This is a genomic window from uncultured Aquimarina sp. (assembly GCF_947492965.1).
Taxonomy (GTDB): Bacteria; Bacteroidota; Bacteroidia; order Flavobacteriales; family Flavobacteriaceae; genus Aquimarina.
Genome location: NZ_CANLOZ010000002.1, coordinates 11,970 through 26,585 on the forward strand (window position 1 = coordinate 11,970; position 14,616 = coordinate 26,585).

Annotated in this window: 13 protein-coding genes; 5 read left to right on the top strand and 8 right to left on the bottom strand. The window is 33.9% G+C overall.

The window, feature by feature from the left end:
- Nucleotides 1-5: 5 nt before the first annotated feature.
- Complete coding sequence (locus Q1B37_RS04355; RefSeq protein ID WP_299895900.1) at nucleotides 6-1,022, top strand: GntG family PLP-dependent aldolase; 1,017 nt, start codon at nucleotides 6-8, stop codon at nucleotides 1,020-1,022.
- A 55-nt stretch (nucleotides 1,023-1,077) separates the two neighbouring features.
- On the opposite strand, the gene Q1B37_RS04360 is transcribed toward Q1B37_RS04355, so the two are convergent.
- Nucleotides 1,078-1,398, bottom strand: a complete 321-nt coding sequence (locus tag Q1B37_RS04360; protein WP_299602241.1) for a YegP family protein — start codon at nucleotides 1,396-1,398, stop codon at nucleotides 1,078-1,080.
- A gap of 234 nt (nucleotides 1,399-1,632) precedes the next feature.
- Between Q1B37_RS04360 and Q1B37_RS04365 the strand changes: the two genes are divergently transcribed.
- The gene (locus Q1B37_RS04365) at nucleotides 1,633-2,736 is read left to right on the top strand and encodes an OmpA family protein (protein ID WP_299895902.1); all 1,104 of its coding nucleotides are present in this window, start codon (nucleotides 1,633-1,635) and stop codon (nucleotides 2,734-2,736) included.
- A 65-nt stretch (nucleotides 2,737-2,801) separates the two neighbouring features.
- Here the strand turns inward: Q1B37_RS04365 and Q1B37_RS04370 are convergent, their stop codons facing one another.
- Nucleotides 2,802-3,125 carry a YbaB/EbfC family nucleoid-associated protein gene (locus Q1B37_RS04370; protein ID WP_299895905.1) on the bottom strand — a complete coding sequence of 108 codons (324 nt, stop codon included), beginning with the start codon at nucleotides 3,123-3,125 and terminating at the stop codon, nucleotides 2,802-2,804.
- Nucleotides 3,126-3,272: 147 nt separating this feature from the next.
- On the opposite strand from Q1B37_RS04370, the gene Q1B37_RS04375 reads away from it, so the two are divergent.
- The 3 genes from Q1B37_RS04375 (at nucleotide 3,273) to Q1B37_RS04385 (ending at nucleotide 7,873) form a co-directional block, all read left to right on the top strand.
- Nucleotides 3,273-5,333 carry a S9 family peptidase gene (locus Q1B37_RS04375; protein ID WP_299895908.1) on the top strand — a complete coding sequence of 687 codons (2,061 nt, stop codon included), beginning with the start codon at nucleotides 3,273-3,275 and terminating at the stop codon, nucleotides 5,331-5,333.
- 91 nt (nucleotides 5,334-5,424) lie between these two features.
- Nucleotides 5,425-6,465: a PLP-dependent cysteine synthase family protein gene (locus Q1B37_RS04380; RefSeq protein WP_299895911.1), complete on the top strand. Its 1,041-nt coding sequence runs from the start codon at nucleotides 5,425-5,427 to the stop codon at nucleotides 6,463-6,465.
- Between the two features lie 148 nt (nucleotides 6,466-6,613).
- Nucleotides 6,614-7,873: an aminotransferase class I/II-fold pyridoxal phosphate-dependent enzyme gene (locus Q1B37_RS04385; RefSeq protein WP_299602230.1), complete on the top strand. Its 1,260-nt coding sequence runs from the start codon at nucleotides 6,614-6,616 to the stop codon at nucleotides 7,871-7,873.
- Between the two features lie 60 nt (nucleotides 7,874-7,933).
- Here Q1B37_RS04385 and Q1B37_RS04390 read toward each other — a convergent pair whose 3' ends face one another.
- From Q1B37_RS04390 to Q1B37_RS04415, 6 genes are all read right to left on the bottom strand, one after another.
- Nucleotides 7,934-8,110 (bottom strand): hypothetical protein, encoded by a 177-nt coding sequence (locus Q1B37_RS04390; protein ID WP_299602228.1) that lies wholly within the window; start codon nucleotides 8,108-8,110, stop codon nucleotides 7,934-7,936.
- Nucleotides 8,111-8,211: 101 nt separating this feature from the next.
- The gene (locus Q1B37_RS04395; RefSeq protein WP_299602226.1) at nucleotides 8,212-8,406 is read right to left on the bottom strand and encodes a hypothetical protein; all 195 of its coding nucleotides are present in this window, start codon (nucleotides 8,404-8,406) and stop codon (nucleotides 8,212-8,214) included.
- Nucleotides 8,407-8,494: 88 nt separating this feature from the next.
- Complete coding sequence (locus tag Q1B37_RS04400) at nucleotides 8,495-8,686, bottom strand: hypothetical protein (protein ID WP_299895914.1); 192 nt, start codon at nucleotides 8,684-8,686, stop codon at nucleotides 8,495-8,497.
- 104 nt (nucleotides 8,687-8,790) lie between these two features.
- On the bottom strand, nucleotides 8,791-9,912 hold the full coding sequence (locus tag Q1B37_RS04405) for a GTP cyclohydrolase (protein ID WP_299602221.1): 1,122 nt from the start codon (nucleotides 9,910-9,912) through the stop codon (nucleotides 8,791-8,793).
- Between the two features lie 210 nt (nucleotides 9,913-10,122).
- On the bottom strand, nucleotides 10,123-11,433 hold the full coding sequence (locus Q1B37_RS04410) for a RagB/SusD family nutrient uptake outer membrane protein (protein ID WP_299895917.1): 1,311 nt from the start codon (nucleotides 11,431-11,433) through the stop codon (nucleotides 10,123-10,125).
- 10 nt (nucleotides 11,434-11,443) lie between these two features.
- Nucleotides 11,444-14,611, bottom strand: a complete 3,168-nt coding sequence (locus tag Q1B37_RS04415) for a TonB-dependent receptor (RefSeq protein WP_299895920.1) — start codon at nucleotides 14,609-14,611, stop codon at nucleotides 11,444-11,446.
- Nucleotides 14,612-14,616: the final 5 nt, after the last annotated feature.

Below are 14,616 nucleotides of genomic sequence, written 5' to 3' on the forward strand. Positions count from 1 at the left end.
AAAATATGATTATTGATCTAAGAAGTGATACTGTCACTAAACCAACTTCTCAAATGCTTGAAGCGATAATGAATGCAAAAGTAGGAGATGATGTATATAAAGAGGACCCAACAGTAAATGCACTAGAAGAAAAAATAGCAACCATGTTCGGTATGGATATGGCTTTGTTCTTTCCTTCTGGTAGTATGGCTAATCAAGCGGCAATTAAATTACATACACAATCTGGTGAACAACTTATTGCAGATAAGTATGCTCATGTATATAATTATGAGGGTGGAGGTGTTTCGTTTAATAGTGGAGTATCTTGTAAGTTGATTGATGGGCATAGAGGAATGATTACTGCAGATCAAGTAGAATCATCTATCAACCCACCAGATTTTTATCATAGTCCATTAACGAGTTTGGTGTGTATCGAAAATACTACTAATAAAGGAGGAGGAGCGTGTTACGATTTTGATGAAATTTTAAGGATAAAAAGTGTTTGTAAAGAACATAACTTGGGATATCATTTGGATGGAGCAAGATTATGGAATGCGATTATTGCTAAAAACCAGCGTTTTCAACAGTATGGAGAAGTGTTTGATACGATATCTGTATGTTTAAGCAAAGGTTTAGGAGCTCCTATGGGTTCTGTACTAGTGGGGAAAAAAGAATATATGCAAAACGCTATAAGAGTTAGAAAGGTATTAGGTGGAGGAATGAGGCAAGTAGGATACATGGCTGCAGCTGGGATTTATGCCTTAGATAATCATATGGATCGTTTAATAGAGGATCATAAAAAAGCTACAGAAATAGGTAAGGTGTTGCAAACATTATCCTTTGTAAAAAGCGTGGAACCTATAGATACCAATATTATTATATTCACTATAGATAGAAATGAAGAAGAGTTTATAGCACAGATGGCAGAAAAAAACATTCATTTTTATGGAATGGGACAAGGAAAGCTTAGGTTCGTTACTCATTTAGATTACACTCACCAAATGCATGAATATTTTATAAACGACGTGTTGACGAAAGTTTAAAATAAAAAAAGCTGTTTGATTACCTCAAACAGCCTTTTAATTCTAATTAAGAATTTTATATCTCTTTTGTGTCCGCTCCAGGAGCATTTTCTTTTACAGAATTTATTCCGTTTTCCATTCCTGATTCAGAAGTATACATTTGACTACTTCCAATTATTTGACCATTTCCTGCTTTTAGATTAAAATAAAACTTACCGTCTTTTGAAGTTTTTCTTTCATATCTGCCATCTTCAGATGAGTTTTTCTGTACAGAAGCAATCCCATTAACAGCAGCGGCTTTACTATTATACACTTCGCTACTCAGAATTACCTGTCCGTTTTTGGCTTTAAGCGTAAAATGAAAATTAGATCCCTCTTTATTTTTGAGTTCAAACATATTATAGTTGTTTTTTAAAATGTTAACTGATTTCTATAAAAGTATGTAAATAAAAGGAAAAACAAAAATGATTAAAACTTCAAAAAGTACCTTTTTGAGTATTTTATCGAGTAAAAAAACAATACGTCGAAAATGCCTTCTTTTTTTGGAATCTTAATTTTAACATTTCTTTTTGATGTGGATAAATTTGTACCTTTAAGTGTAACATAATAATAACCACAAAAATCATCAAACATGAAAAATCGTATTTTACTTATTTTCCTTGCATTCGTAGGTGTAGCTGCTCAGGCTCAAGACCTTCCTGCAAATCCAGAACCTGGAAAATGTTATGTACGTTGTACCACTCCTGATATTTACGAAAATCAAACAGTACAAGTGCAACTAACACCGGAGTACAGAAAATTAAAAACATTTCCTGCTACTTTCGAAACAGTAACTGAGAGAGTTTTGGTAAAAGAGGAAACTAAGAAGTTTACTTATGTACCAGCAAAGTATAAGAATGAAACGGTAACTTTTATTAAGAAGCAAAAAGCATCCAAGTTATCTGTAATTCCTGCAAAATTTGGAAAAGGTTCGGAAACTTTAGAAATTAAGCCAGCATATGCTCAATGGGAGCTTGGTTCTCCTGCTCCAGATTGTGCATCTAGTAACCCAGATGATTGTCGTTACTGGTGTTATAAAGGGTATCCAGCTGAATTTACTACGGTAGCTGTACAAACGTTAAGTTCAGATGCAACTACTACAAGTACTCCAATTGATGAATTAACAAGTACTTATACTAAAAGAGTAATTGCTGAGCCTGCAAAAGTAATCGAAGAAGTGATTCCTGCAGAGTATGCAACGATTACTAAAACAGTAATGGTAAAAGACGCATATAGTGAGGAAGTAGTAGTTCCAGCTACATTTAAATCAGTAAGCAAAGAAGTGCTTACTCAAAAAGGAGGTTTAACTACTTGGAAAGAAGTTGAGTGTTCATTAGTAGAATATTCTGCGTTACCAATCAACTGGAATTTAGGTAGTGCTACCCTTACTTCTCAGGCAAAAAGTATAATCGATACTAGATTAATGCCAGTATTAGCAAACAATCCAGGAGCTAAAATGGAGATTGCATCGCATACGGATGCCAGAGGATCAAAGTCTAGTAACAAAAGTCTTTCTGAAAGAAGAGCACAGGCAGTTGTAACTTATTTATTGTCTAAAGGTATAAACGGAAGTAGATTAGTAGCTAACGGATATGGAGAAACAAGACTAAAGAACAGATGTTCTGATGGTGTTTCTTGTACTGAGCGTCAGCATGCTTCTAACCGTAGAACTGAATTTAGATTGATTAACAACTAATTTACAGTTAGAGAATATAAAAAAAGGAAGCAATTTGCTTCCTTTTTTTATATGTATAGATTCATTTATTTAAAAAGATCTAACCCTGGTATATTAGGCATTCCTTCTTTAGCAACAGCGGCTAATTCTGCCTCGTTAACAGACGTAGCTTTGGCTATAGCCTTATTCATTGTTAGAATTAGATAATCCTCTAGTTGTTCTTTGTCATTTAACAGCTCATCTGCAATAGAAATGCTTTTAACTTCTCTATTAGCTGTAATGGTAACTTTTAGAAGATTATCAGAACTAGATTCATCCACCATAACAGTGTCTAATCTTTTTTTAGTTTCCTCAACTTTTTTCTGGGTTTCTTTTAGCTTACCCATCATTCCCATCATATCTCCAAACATCGATTTTGTTTTTTTAGAATTTATTAAGAACAAAATTAGTATTTTACCTGTTAATAAACTAAGAGATTTATGCTAAAAGTCTAAGGGCTATATAAATGGTAACCCTTACTTTTGCATCTTCGTATAGTTCAAATAAATACCAAGAAATTGCAGATAAAAATTAAGAATCCCGTTGCAGAAAAGAAAGCTACTCATTTAGAAAAACATGGTGATATTCGTATCGATAATTATTTTTGGCTAAATGATAAGGAAAATCCTGAAGTAATTAAGTATCTAGAGCAAGAGAATGAGTATAACGAAAAGATGATGGGGCATACTACTGACTTTCAAAACAATCTTTTCGAAGAAATGAAAAGTCGTATCAAAGAAGATGATTCCTCGGTGCCATACAAACTAAATGGATATTGGTATATAACCCGCTATGAAACTGGAAAAGATTATCCTATTTATACGAGAAAAAAGGGAAGTCTTGACGCAAAAGAAGAAATTTTATTTGATTGTAACGAAGAGGCTCAAGGACATTCCTATTTTAAAATGGTAGGTCTAAATGTAAGTCCAGATAATACTTTAATCGCATTTGGGGTAGATACTTTAAGTAGAAGGAAATATACCATTAGAATAAAAAATCTATTAACAGGAGAAATATATCCTGAAATAATTGAGACTACTACAGGTGGAAGTACTTGGGCTGCAGATAGCAAAACCTTATTCTATACAAAGAAAGACGAGGAGACCTTAAGATCACATAAAATATATAGACATATTCTTAATACAGATTCATCTAAGGATGTAGAAGTATATCATGAATCTGACGACACCTTTAATACTTTTGTTTATAAAACCAAATCTAAACAATATTTGGTAATTGGTTCCAGTAGCACTTTAACATCAGAATATCATATTCTCAAGGCAGATGACCCTACAGGTGATTTTAAGGTGTTTCAGGAGCGTATTAGAGGTTTAGAATATGGAATAGCACATTATGATGGTAACTTTTATGTGCTTACTAATGCAGATGAAGCTAAGAATTTTAAATTGATGCAAGTTTCCGAAGAAAATACTTCAAAAAAGTATTGGAAGGATCTTATTCCTCATCGCAATGATGTATTACTAGAGGATGTGGATATTTTCAAGGATTATTTGGTGATCAGTGAGCGACATAATGGTTTAAATAAGATAAATATTAAACGATGGGATGGTAAAGAAGATTATTATCTTCCTTTTGATAATGAAACCTACACCGCTTATGTTAGCACAAATGTTGATTTTGACACTAAAATCCTAAGATATGCTTACAATTCTTTGACTACGCCTAATTCAGTAATTGATTTTGATATGGAATCAAAGGAAAAACATGTCAAAAAAGAACAAGAAGTTTTAGGTGGGAAATTTGATAAAGCGAATTATGTTTCCGAACGTGTTTGGGCAAATGCAAAAGATGGAACTCAGGTTCCGATTTCATTAGTATATAAAAAAGGAATTAAAAAAGATGGAAGTAATCCTTTGTTACAATATGCTTATGGATCTTATGGCTCTACTATAGATCCATATTTTTCTACAGTGAGATTAAGTTTATTAGATAGAGGATTTATCTATGCAATCGCTCATATTAGAGGAGGAGAGTACCTTGGTCGTTCTTGGTATGAAGATGGTAAACTATTTAAAAAGAAGAATACATTCACTGATTTTATAGATTGTTCTAGGTTTTTAATAGATGAAGGGTATACTTCTACAAAACATCTCTATGCTATGGGAGGTTCTGCAGGAGGGCTGTTAATGGGAGCGATCGTGAATATGGCTCCTGAGTTATATAATGGAGTTGTGGCAGCAGTACCTTTTGTTGATGTAGTTACTACCATGCTAGATGATACAATTCCGTTGACCACTGGTGAGTATGATGAGTGGGGAAACCCTAACGAAAAGGAGTATTATGAATATATGAAATCGTATTCTCCATATGACAATGTTGTAGCTCAAAGTTATCCTAATATGTTGGTAACAACAGGTCTACACGATTCTCAAGTTCAGTATTGGGAACCTGCAAAATGGGTTGCTAAACTGCGTGAATTGAAAACAGATGAAAATTTATTATTATTACATACTAATATGGAAGCTGGTCATGGCGGAGCCTCAGGAAGATTTGAAGCTTTAAAGGAGGTAGCCGAGGAATATGCTTTTTTATTAGATTTAGAAGGTATAAATCATTAATTAAAAAAATTAACGTAACTTCGTAATGTTTTTCTAACAGTTTATAGACTCCCCTCACTAAGTTCTATAAACTTGTTAAAACACAACCCTTATGAAAGAAAATATACAAGCTTATAATAATGTTTTAGAGCTTATAGGTGACACACCACTTGTAAAATTAAACAGAGTTATGAAAGGCTATCCTGGGAATTTCTATGCGAAAATAGAATCATTTAATCCCGGACATTCTACTAAAGACAGGATAGCATTATACATTATAGAACAGGCAGAAAGAAAAGGTATACTTAAACCAGGTGACACCATTATAGAAACTACTAGTGGTAATACTGGTTTTAGTCTGGCAATGGTTAGCGTAATTAAAGGATATGATTGTATTCTTGCAGTTAGTTCCAAATCTTCAAAAGATAAAATCGCGATGCTTAAAAACATGGGAGCAAAGGTGTATGTTTGCCCTGCACATGTTAGCGCAGATGATCCTCGATCGTATTACCAAGTTGCCAAAAGACTGCATGAAGAAATAAAAGGTTCGGTTTATATCAATCAGTATTTTAATGAGCTAAATATTGATGCTCATTATAATTCAACCGGTCCTGAAGTATGGAAGCAAACTGGAGGAAATATAACTCATTTTGTAGCTTGCTGTGGAACAGGAGGTACCATTTCTGGAACCGCAAGATATTTAAAAGAACAGAACAGCGATATCAGAGTCTTGGGTATTGATGCCTATGGATCAGTATTAAAAAAATACCACGAAACTAAAGAGTTTGATGAGGAGGAGATTTATCCTTATCGGATAGAAGGTTTAGGTAAAAACTTAATACCCACGGCTACAGATTTTGATATTATTGATAAATTCGAAAAGGTAAGTGATGAAGATAGCGCACATTCTGCTAGAGAATTAGTAAGAAAAGAAGGTATGTTTTTGGGATATACTAGTGGTGCTGCAATTCAAGGTATAAAGCAATTAGCTAAACAAGGTGAGTTTGACGAAACTAGTAACGTTGTTGTCATATTGCCTGATCATGGATCTCGTTATATGAGTAAAGTATTTAGCGATGATTGGATGATGGAACAAGGATTTTTTGATAGTGTACATGAAGAAGATGCTACCAAAGTTCAGTTTGTGAAATAAAATTTAATGAAAAATAAACTAGAGCATCTGATAGTTTACAGATGCTTTTTTTGTGAAAAATAGATATTGTAGTGAATTGGTATATTATTATGGTATCACGTCAATTTTCTGTATTTTCGCACACTTAAAGAAATCAAATTTACGGTAGATGAGAGATTTATTTGATAAAATATACAAAGACAAAGGGCCTCTAGGGAAATGGGCGGATCAAGCAGAGGGATATTTTGTATTTCCTAAATTAGAAGGTCCAATATCAAATAGAATGAAGTTTCAGGGTAGAGAAGTGGTTACCTGGAGTATCAATGACTATTTAGGACTGGCAAATATGGAGGAAGTCCGTAAAGTTGATGCTGAGGCAGCAGCGGCTTATGGATCAGCATATCCGATGGGTGCAAGGATGATGAGTGGTCATACAGATCTCCATGAACAATTACAGAATGAACTTGCAGAATTTGTGCACAAAGAGGCTGCTTATTTGTTGAATTTTGGATATCAGGGAATGGTGTCTACCATAGATGCATTGGTTAGTAAAGACGATATTATTGTATATGATGTAGACGCTCACGCTTGTATTATTGATGGTGTTAGATTGCATCAAGGACAACGATATACGTACAGACATAACGATATAGAAAGTATCGAAAAGAACCTTATGAGAGCTACTAGAATGGCTCAGAAAACAGGAGGTGGAATATTATTAATCTCGGAAGGTGTTTTTGGAATGCGTGGAGAGCAAGGACGATTAAAAGAAATTGTTGCTCTAAAAGAGAAATATAACTTTAGATTATTCGTAGATGATGCTCATGGTTTTGGAACTTTAGGTGCTACAGGAGCAGGAACTGGTGAAGAACAAGGAGTGCAAGACGATATCGATGTGTATTTTGCAACTTTTGCGAAATCTATGGCTAGTACAGGAGCATTCATCGCTGCAGATCAGGAAATTATTGATTATTTAAAGTACAATCTACGATCTCAGATGTTCGCAAAATCATTACAGATGCAATTAGTTGTTGGTGCACTTAAGCGTTTAGATATGCTTAGAACAATGCCAGAACTAAAAGCGAAGTTATGGAGAAATGTAAATGCTTTACAAAATGGATTGCGAGACAGAGGTTTTGATTTAGGAACTACACAAAGTTGCGTAACACCAGTATATTTGAAAGGTAGTATACCTGAGGCAATGGCATTAGTTAAAGATCTAAGAGAGAACCATGGAATCTTTTGCTCTATAGTGGTATATCCAGTGATCCCTAAAGGTATGATTTTATTGAGATTGATACCTACTGCTTCGCATACCTTGGAGGATGTAGAAGATACATTGAATGCTTTTTCAGCTATTCGAGAATCTTTAGAAAATGGAACTTATAAAAAGATGTCTGCTGCTCTTGCAGAAGCAATGGGAGAGTAGATTATATAACCGATTATATAATAAAAAGCGCTATTTTATTAAATAGCGCTTTTTGTTTTATTATGGACAGCTTAAAATCGCATACGCAGGATCAATACAATCTCCTCCGCAACAAATGTGCGTTCTTGGACATAATATACCGTTACAGATGACTTCTCCATCTCCACCTTTAATTTTTTGTAATTCTTGTTTTTTAAGTTCTCTTACATTGTCGATTTTTAAAATGTTTTTGATCATGATTTATAGGTTTTAAAATAAGTAATATTGTTTTTTAATAATGATTAATGAGAAGGACAAGCCTATAAAAATTGTGTTTTTTGATAGCTATGTGAATTACCTTAACAGTTTGGTAATTCAAATGCGATCAAGGGATTAAAACAAACTCCAGTACAACAAATATGATTTGTAATACAATCAGAGTCATTATAACATAAAGAACGCCCAGTGTTTAGATGATCACCTCCTTTAATATTTTCTTGTACCGTTCTATTTAATTTTTGTACACCTTGAATTTTTAGAATGTTGAGTAACATAATTGAGAATTTTAAGTTTAAAAAATGATTTGTAATGAAATAATAGTGATCTACCTATTATTTATTAGTAATTAGAAGACTTGTATTCTTATCGGCAGTGATATTCTGGACCTTGTACACATCTTCCATTAATACAAGTACAACGACCATCTGTATTAATAGAACAGTCTAAGGTTAAAGGTCCGAAATCACAATATGGACTGCTTCCACCGTTAATAGATAATTGTTGTTGTTTTTGGAGTTCTTTAACTCCGTTTAAGTTTAAAATGTTTTTGATCATAACTATTTGGTTTAAAGAGATAATATTTCTTTCCAAAATAGCCTATAAATGGGGAAATTTTAAATTTTTTGTATTAAAAATCTATTAAAATAACTGAAGATTTGTTAAGAAAAATATTTTCTGTAAGTTCTTCTCATTTTATGCTGCTCATGTTCGTAGTCATTCCAAAGAGCCTGAATAGCCTTGTTTTCTTCTAATTCAGGATTGGTTTCTACCATTTCAATTCCGTTGCGAATAAAGGTTTCGTTCATTTCTTTAAATATCAAAGCGGTAACACCTTTGTTTTGATATTCTGGATCAACCCCTATTAAATAAAATGCTGCAGTATCGTTTCTGCGTTGTGCTTTAAGAATATGTAAAAACTTTAAGGGATAAATTTTACCATTCATTTTCTTTAAAGCTTTGGAAAAAGAAGGCATTACAATAGAGAAAGCGATGAGTTTTCCAGTGTTATCCGCGATACAGGTAATATATTCTGGATTTAAGTAGGGTAGATACTTTTTCTTGTACATTTCTACCTGATACTGTTGTATAGGTACAAAGGTCTGCAGACTGCTATATGTTTTGTTAAGTAAATCGAACATATCATCTGCATATTTCAATAGCTCTTTACTCTTCCTGAACTTTAGTAGTTGAAGTTGATAACGCTCCTTAATTATTTTCGCAAACTTAATAACCTTTTCTTTAGTCTCTTTCGGAACTTTAATTTTATATTCAACCCAAGTTGCAGCATCTTCAAAACCAAGTTGTTCCATGTGTTCTTTATAATATGGATAATTATACCAAGTGATCATGGTATTAAGCTCTTCGTACCCCTTAATAAGGATACCTGCTTTATCCATATTAGAAAAACCTACTGGGCCTTCCATATATTCTAAAGAATGTTGTTTTCCAAATTCAGTAACTTTTTCTAAAAGCGCTTTTGTAACTTCGATATCGTCAATTACATCAAACCAACCAAAACGTACTTTTGCCTTTTTTTGTTCCTTTACCTCAATCCAATTGATAATAGCTGCTATTCTACCTACAATTTTATTGTCGCGATATGCTAAAAAGTATTTTGCTATTGCATTTTTAAAAACAGGATTCTTTTTTGGGTTCATTACATCCAATTCTTCCTTAATAATCGAAGGAACGTAATAAGGAGAGTCTTTATATAATTCAAAGGGAAACTTAACAAATGTGGTCAAATCTGCTTTGGAGGTAATTTCTTTTATGGTAATCATACAACTTCGCTAGTTCATAGCAAATATATAACGCTTTTGTCAAACATCTTAACGTATTTGTATCATTTTAATAAATTACAGAATAAGTTTATTGTATTTAGAAACTTAGATGTTTTCAAAAAAAACTCCATTAATCAAATTAATGATTAATGGAGTATAGGATACTGAACAAACAATAATTTCACCTATTGTTTTTTAACACACACAACTTTAGTATCCAGGATTTTGAGTAATGATACCATTACTAGCAAGTATTTCGGAATCGGGAATTGGGAACACATAATAGTTAGGATTAACAGTTTCTCCCATTTCCACATCCACGGTACCTGTTCTAACAAGATCAAACCATCGTTGTCCTTCAAAGGCTAATTCTAATCTTCTTTCATCTGCGATAGCTTGTCTAACTTCTATTTGTGTATTTGCGGTACCGCTTAAACTGGCTAAACCAGCTCTAGTTCTAATATCATCTAGTAGACTTAAAATAGTTGCTGATTGAGATCCATCTCCATTATTATTTTCATTAAGTGCTTCTGCATACAATAAAATAACATCTGCTAATCTCAATTCGATCCAATCTTGATCTGGATTTTCGGATAAATACTTTATTCCTCTAACGGCATCTTCATCCACCGTGAGAGCTTTTCTATTAACATCTCCTGCCGCATCAAATGCAGCGACTAAATCTAAGTCCAATGGTTCAAAAGATTTTGAATCATTACCAATATACCAACCTGTAAACTCTGTAAAACCATATTCATCTGGAATTGAGCTTGATACTTGAGTAGCAAAAAGAATCTCAGAGTTTAAATCATTGGCATCCCCAAAAATATCAGCAAAGTTAGCCTGTAAACTTACGCCTGCATCTGCTGCACCATTTACCACAGCTGCGAGATGTGATTCTGCACTAGTAAAGTCGCCTATTTGCATGTAAACTTTACCTAATAAACCTTGAGCAGCTATTTGTGTAGCTCTACCGTTTGATAAGCCAGAATTATTTAGAACTGATATGGCATCTTGTAAGTCTGGGATAATAATATTATTGTAAATGTCCGCAGCTGGTTGTCTTGTTAAATCTAAGCTAAGATCTCCAGAACTTAGATTTACAGTAACATCTCCAAAAACACGCACTAGCTTAAAATATGATAAAGCTCTTAAAAACTTTGCTTCACCAACATCTGTCGTATTTGCTGAATTTTCAATAACATTGTTTGCACTTAAAATGGATCTATATAAAGCAATATAAAATGGTTCAAAGAACTGGTCTTCCATAACTATGAGATCACTATTGAATCTATCAAAAGACGGGTAAGGCTCTTCTATCATTAATGCATTATCAGCTCTAAAATCTCCCATTACTGCCATAGGAGTTACCGAACCTAATTGATAGAAGTATGCTGCATTAAGAACACCTTCAAAATCAGTTAATGAATCTGAATTTGCGATATTTGATGGCACCTGGTCTAAATCTTCACAGGCAGCGATGAATAACGCCATTGCCAATAATAAAATGATTTTTTTCATTTTTTCTTTTTTAAAAATTAACATTTAAACCAAACGTAAAACTTCGTACTATAGGGCTTGCACCAACTTGAACACCATATGTCGTCGGACCTGCGTAACCGCTATTTCCGGTTTCAATACCTTCTGGATTATATGAAGTGTAATCATCTCCCCAGATGTATAATAGGTTAGTAGAGGCTGCATAAATTCTAAGAGAATTCAAACCTATTTTGTTTATTAATTCTCTATTTAAAGTATAGCCTATAGTTAAATTTCTTAATGCTATATACGAAGCATCCTGAATACCGTGATCGGTTTGTCTTCTGTTACCTATATAGTGTTCTCCATTATGATCTGCAATACCATCGTCATTTGCATCAAAAGTATCTACCAATCGACCAGACCATTGTGATTCATAGTAAAGAGGATCAATATTATATACTTCTGCTCCGTGGGATCCTTGCCATTGCATGGAGAAATCAAAAGCCTTGTAGCTCATAGAGGAATTTAATCCCCAATAAAAATCGGGTGTGGCTTGACCTATTTTTACATAATCATCGCTATCGATAACACCATCTCCATTTTGATCAACTACATAGGATTCTCCCGAAGTATTATTAGGATGTCTTGTAGGATCTTCTAAAAACCTCATTTCTACTTCACCAATAGTTTCTAAGCCCCACATTTCACCAATTTCTCCACCTACATAATTTCTAAATATAGGACCTCTACCACTTTGACCATATTGAATTTGAGGAAGTTCATCTACATTGTCTAGATCAGTAATTTCTGTATTCACTGTAGCTAGGTTTGCATTAATATCCCATGTAAAATTTTCATTTTGAATAAGACTAGCGGAAAGTTCAAACTCAAGTCCAGAACTCGTCATATCACCATTGTTTACTATTATAGAAGGTTGACCAACAGTAGTATAGGATACGGTGCTTCCTATTAACATATCTTCGATGTCAGAATTATAATAGTCTACGCTTAGTCTAAAACGATTATTAACAAACCCTAAATCAATACCGTAATTTGTTTCTGTATTCGTTTGCCAGGTTAAATCAGGGTTATTTACATTACCAGAAATTCCAAATCCAGTACCGAAAACTGTAGGAATAGGATTTAAAAGGCTTTGTGCATCAAAATCATTTAAGAACGAACTGGTTCCTAAAGAACCTGTACTAAATCTTAGTTTTAGAAGACTTAAAGCATTTGATTTCCAAAAGTTCTCGTTATGAACATTCCAACCTAAGGACATAGCAGGGAAAACTCCATACTGTTTGTTCGCTCCAAAACGAGAATCTCCATCTCTTCTAAGTGAAGCTGATACTAAATAACGATTATCATATGCATATTGTATTCTACCAAAAACACTTTTTCTTGCTCTCGTGATTTCAGTTTCCGTTGTAGTAATATCTTCTGGATTTAAAAGATTGTAGTTAATAATATCACTATTAGGAACATTAGTACCTACAAGAGAAGTACCGTTAATGTAGTTATTTAAAAATTCATAACCGATCACTGCATCAATATCATGTTTGCCTATAAGTTTATTATAGTTTAATGTGGTGGTGCTTAAAATAGATGAAGCGTTTCTAGTACTCTCGTCTAAATCCGTTTGATCGGTACGAGCTCTTGAATCTGCTCCTAAACCTTGATAATAGTAGTTTTGAGTATTATTAAAGTCTCCACCTAAGGCGGTCTTTAAAAATAAACCATCCATGATTTCATACTGTATATAGGATGAAAGATTTGCGAAATAAACTTTTTGCCAAGCATCAGCATTATCTAATTTTTGAGCAGGCCCAGCATCTCCTGAACCTCCAATTCCGTTATTATCTCTACCGTAATGCCAATCATCAACTCTATCTCCTGGTTGTAATTCATAGATACTTGTTGGGCCAATACCACCTCTATAACCATTATCAAAAGGTGATAACCCTAACCCTTGTGCCTCTGCGTCTAATGCTTGCACGAATGCAATAGATTCTGCTGTATGATAAACAGGGTGAACACCATAAGCTCTCAATAGATCTCTCATATCGTGTGCTAAAATGTCTCTTCTAGACGCAAAACCGTTAAAGCTTAATCCAGCCTTAAATTTATCACCAGATTGAGTGTCAATATTTAATCGTGCATTAAATCTTTCAAACCCTTGTGTTATTGCTACCCCTTCTGCATTTTGGTATCCTACAGATCCGAAAAACTTCGAGTTTTCAGAACCACCTGACATACTAAAATCATGATTTGTGGTAACACCAGTTCTAAATAACCAGTCTTCTGGACTAATGGCACCAGGAGAATTTTCATATGCTCTTAATCGGTATTCTACAAAAGCTGGATCCACTTGTGATAAATCCCAATTACCAGCAGCAATTTCCTGTCTTGAAAATGCAGCCCATTCAGGTCCCGATTTTAAGATGTTTTTTCGGTATTTGTTGGAAATACTAATGAATGAATTATAACTAAATTGTGGTCTTCCTGATTTACCCTTTTTTGTTGTTACCAAAATCACTCCGTTCGCACCATTTGCTCCATATATAGCTGCTGAAGCCGCATCTTTTAATACTTCTAAGCTTTCTATGTCGCTAGGATTTACAGTAGCTAAATTTCCAGAAATTTGATAACCATCTACAATGATTAATGGTCCAGAATCACCAGAGAGAGAAGAAGCCGCACGTACCTGAATTTTTGGATTGGCACCTGGCTCAGGATTTTGATTTTGTATAAGTACACCGGATAATTTACCTGCTAAGGCTTCATCCACACGAGTTGCCTGTATTGCTGCAACATCGCTCCCTTTAACTTGAGCAATAGCACCTGTATTGTGTGATTTCTTTCTAGTTCCATATCCTACAACAACTATTTCTTCTAATGCTTCAGAATCTTCTTCCATTTTCACATTTAAAGTAGTTTGGTTAGATATTGTAATCGTTTGGGTGGTAAGTCCTATGTAGGTAAACTGAAGTACGTCTCCTGAGGACACCTGTATTGCATATTTTCCATCAAAATCTGTAACTGTACCGTTAGAGGTTCCTTTAACTAGAACACTGACGCCCGGTATAGGCGTGTTTGTTTCTACGGATGTTACGATACCAGTTAACTCATAACCCTGTTGAGCATAGGAGTTAAAATGATACAATAACAATAGCGTAAACATTAAAAAGCTTTTAAATTTTACAAGTAATCGTTTCATTGTTT